This window comes from uncultured Meiothermus sp. (genome assembly GCF_937863175.1).
Taxonomy (GTDB): domain Bacteria; phylum Deinococcota; class Deinococci; order Deinococcales; family Thermaceae; genus Meiothermus.
Genome location: NZ_CALMCQ010000464.1, coordinates 1 through 3,463 on the forward strand (window position 1 = coordinate 1; position 3,463 = coordinate 3,463).

The window sequence follows — 3,463 nt, forward strand, 5'->3', positions numbered from 1 at the left end:
CCAGGCTTCAAAAAAATAGCCTCGGGGTCTCCGGGTTGGAGGATGATCTTTTTGAATCCGGTATAAGCCGTACTGGGTCCACGCCGACTTCTAGCGGGTGACGACTTGCGAAGGGCAAACAGCCAGCAAAAAGCGCTAGATACTTGAATGCAGCGATCTACGGTAATCGTTACCGTGAAGCGAAGTCCTGCCCCACATTCCAGTAGGCCGCCATAACTTTTCGTACCGCGGGCAGGGCCACCCCGCTGCCTTCGCCACCGTTCTCAAAGAAGGCCACCACCACCAGCGGTGGCCTTGGGTCGGCAGGATCTGTCGGGCCGTAGCCCATGTACCAGGCGTGCTCGAGGCCGGCGGTCAGGGTCTCGTTCTGGGCGGTTCCGGTTTTGCCGGCGGTGGCTACCGGGAAGTTGCCGAGAACGTGCCGGGCCGAACCATTCGTTACGGTCAGGCGCAGTCCATTCTTCAACTCTTCCCAGTATCGTCCCGGAACCGAGGTGCTGGGTCGCTGGATGACCTGATCGCCAATTCGCCGAACCAGATGCAACTCGGGCTGTTGGCCGCTCTGGGCGATGGTAGCGAGCATGCGAGCAATCTGGACCGGGGTGGCTTTATTGTAGCCCTGACCAATGGCAATCGAAAGGGTCTCGCCCGGCCACCAACGGGGGTCGCGGGGGATGTTCTGGCGCTTCCATTGCAAGGTGGGAACAATGCCGGTCTGCTCCCCAATCTCCAACCCGGTGGGGCGGCCCACTCCCAGCTCCAGCGCCCGTTTGTGCAACTTGTCCACAATTCCGATGGGGTCAAGCATTGAGACCTGGTAGTACCAGGTGTTGCAGCTCTGGGCGATGGCTTCCTCTACCGTCATCATGCCCATATCGTGGCGGGCCCAGTTGCGCCGAATGCCTCCAAACACGATGTAGGGGCTACAGCGGAAAGCTGTGTCGGTGGTGACGTAGCCCCTTTCCAGGGCCATGCTCGAGGTGGCCAGCTTGTAGGTCGAACCTGGCGGATAGGCATTAACTGCCCGGTTCAAGGTAGGACGGTCCTTATCGGCGAACAGATTGCGGATTTTATCGTTGGCGCGGGGTCTGTGGCCAAACAGGTTGGGGTCGAAGGCGGGGGCGGTGGCCATGGCCAGAACCTCGCCGTTGCGCGGGTCGATGGCCACGATGGCCCCCTTGGCCCGGGTAGCCAGCGGTAGTCGGTTGCGGACTCGAATTCGATTGATGTCCTCCACCCCTTCCTGTAGGGCCCGCTCGGCAGCCCGCTGCAGATTCAGGTCAAGGGTCAGGTACACGTCGGTGCCAGCCTGGGGCTCCTTAAGTTCCTCGAAGCGCACCCGCTGGCCCCTGGCATTCACTTCGGCCAGCACCACCCCTTTGATGCCCTTGAGCTGGGCTTCCAGGGCAGCCTCGAGGCCCGAAGCCCCTACCAGCTCCTCGGGGTCGTAGCCTTCCTGGAGTTGTTCCTGGCTGGGTAGGGCTGTATAACCGATCACCGGCCCGGAAATAGGGTTGGGATAAACCCGCTCGATGCGTTCCAGGAGCTTCAAGCTAGGCTCTCCGGCGGTTAGCTCAGCCAGGGTGGGGATTAACGTCTCGGGAATATTGACCATCAGCTCGACCGACTCCCGCTCCACCCTGGGTAACTCCTTCAGCCCTGCTAACACCAGAATGCGTTCCTTGAAATGTACTTCCCCACCCGAATAGATCAGATCTACCGCCAGCCGGTTGGCGGCAATCACCTGCCCATTGCGATCTAAAATACGTCCCCTGGGGGCCAGGGAGGTTTCGGTGCGAAGATAGTTGCCCTGGCTGCGGGTGGCATACTGCTCGTACTGCACTACCTGCAACTGCCAGAGCCGCCCCACAAACAGCATTAGCATGAGGTAAAAAAGCCCCAGCAGGATCCAGATACGACTGTTCACTCGGCGCTCCTATTTGCCGCGAACCGCAAAAAGCTGCCGATAGAGCTGAATTGCAAATGGTGCGATCAGAAGCGTCAGCAGCATCTCCGGTAGGATAACCGACCATAGCGTGAGAGGATTGAAGCTGCCTAGCCGCAACCAAAAGGCTACCAGCAGGATACCCAACCATTTGGCGACAAAGCTGCCCCCGAGGATGACTGCTTGCCCGGCCAGCTCGTCCCAGTGTACCAGCCGTGAAAGACGATAGTAGGCATAAGCCGCAAACAGCAGTCCCACTGCATGCAGCCCCGGATACCCCGCCGAAAGCAGGTCTTGCAGCAACCCCACCGCAAAAGCCAGAGGCAAGCCCACATAGGGCGATACCGAGGCTACCAACAGCAATGTAGCCAGATAGATCAAATCGGGGGGTGCAAAGTTATCCCCCAGCAACCCAGAAACAAAGCCCTGGAGTAGAAAAGCCAAAATTATGATCAGAATAATCCGCATAGTCAGAACGGAGTTGATCCAGTTGACGCATGGACGGTGATGCAGAGTGGGTGGGCCGATTGTGACCGGTTTGGTTGTACCAAAGCCCTCGAATAGTTCGTGCTCATAGCGGCCTAAGCACCTGCACTTCCTCCAACAACGAGAGCTGCACAGCAGGTCGAACCATCAAAACCTTTTTCAGTGCTCCTGGTGAGGTCGGCAGTACCTGTTCGACGGTGCCCACCGTGATACCGGCAGGATAGAGCCCTTGCAAGGCCCCAGACACCACCTTGTCGCCGGGTTTGACGCTGGCTTCGGGGGCGATTTCGACCCGCAACATGCGAGGGGGTGCACCATAAGCGATGCCACGCCCCGGCGCACCCGCTAGCCGCACCCCCACTCGAGATTCGGGGTCGAGCAAGGTGCGAACCACGGCATTGTTTTGCGTGACCTCGGTGATGACCCCCACCAGTCCGTTGGCGGTGGTGACAGGCATCCCGACCCGCAGACCCCGGGCCGAACCAGCGCCCAGAAAAAGCCTTCGATAAAGCCCTGAGGCGTCATCGTCAATCACCGGCGCTACCGCTACCACACCCAAACCCTGAACGGCCTGCACCCGCAGGGTGGCCTGGAGTTTGCGGTTTTCCAGGGCCAGGCGCTGGTTCTCCTGCCGGAGCTGTTGTAATTCGGCCTGCATCTGGCGTTGCTGGGCGCGCAGGTCGCGACGGTCAAATATGGCTGCCAGGCTGGCCTTAGCGTTCTGACCCAAACGGAAGGAGAAACCAAACAAGGGAGCGGTACGGGCAGCAAACTCGCCCGGCAAGGTGGGAGCCGATTGCCGGGTGATGGTTGCCAACAAAACTCCCAGCAACAGCAAACCCATCAGCAAGGCCCGGCGAATAACGGTATCGCTCATAATCTACCGCCAGTCGAAGGATGCAGGAAGTGACTGTTGTTTGCCCAAGAAAGCTTCAAATAACCCAACTCCCAAGCAAGAGTCTAGCGCACCCGGTAGCCATTGGCTCCATGCGGAGCCTGCTGTACTGTATAGAACATAAGTATGTAACCCCG

The 3,463-nt window shown here is 59.3% G+C and carries 3 protein-coding genes; all 3 read right to left on the minus strand.

Features of this window, described 5'->3' with window-relative positions:
- Positions 1-169: 169 nt before the first annotated feature.
- A complete protein-coding gene (locus Q0288_RS17275; protein ID WP_299433427.1) occupies positions 170-1,885 on the minus strand; it encodes a penicillin-binding transpeptidase domain-containing protein in 1,716 nt (571 codons plus the stop codon).
- 51 nt (positions 1,886-1,936) lie between these two features.
- Positions 1,937-2,413, minus strand: coding sequence for a rod shape-determining protein MreD (mreD, locus tag Q0288_RS17280; protein WP_299433421.1), 477 nt, complete (start codon positions 2,411-2,413; stop codon positions 1,937-1,939).
- 103 nt (positions 2,414-2,516) lie between these two features.
- Complete coding sequence (mreC, locus tag Q0288_RS17285; protein WP_299433424.1) at positions 2,517-3,308, minus strand: rod shape-determining protein MreC; 792 nt, start codon at positions 3,306-3,308, stop codon at positions 2,517-2,519.
- Positions 3,309-3,463 lie beyond the last annotated feature (155 nt).

Bases quoted from the DNA above. Each gene is read 5' to 3' on its own strand.
- Q0288_RS17275 (WP_299433427.1), bottom strand. From the start codon at position 1,885: ATGCTAATGCTGTTTGTGGGGCGGCTCTGGCAGTTGCAGGTAGTGCAG.
- mreD (WP_299433421.1), bottom strand. From the start codon at position 2,413: ATGCGGATTATTCTGATCATAATTTTGGCTTTTCTACTCCAGGGCTTT.
- mreC (WP_299433424.1), bottom strand. From the start codon at position 3,308: ATGAGCGATACCGTTATTCGCCGGGCCTTGCTGATGGGTTTGCTGTTG.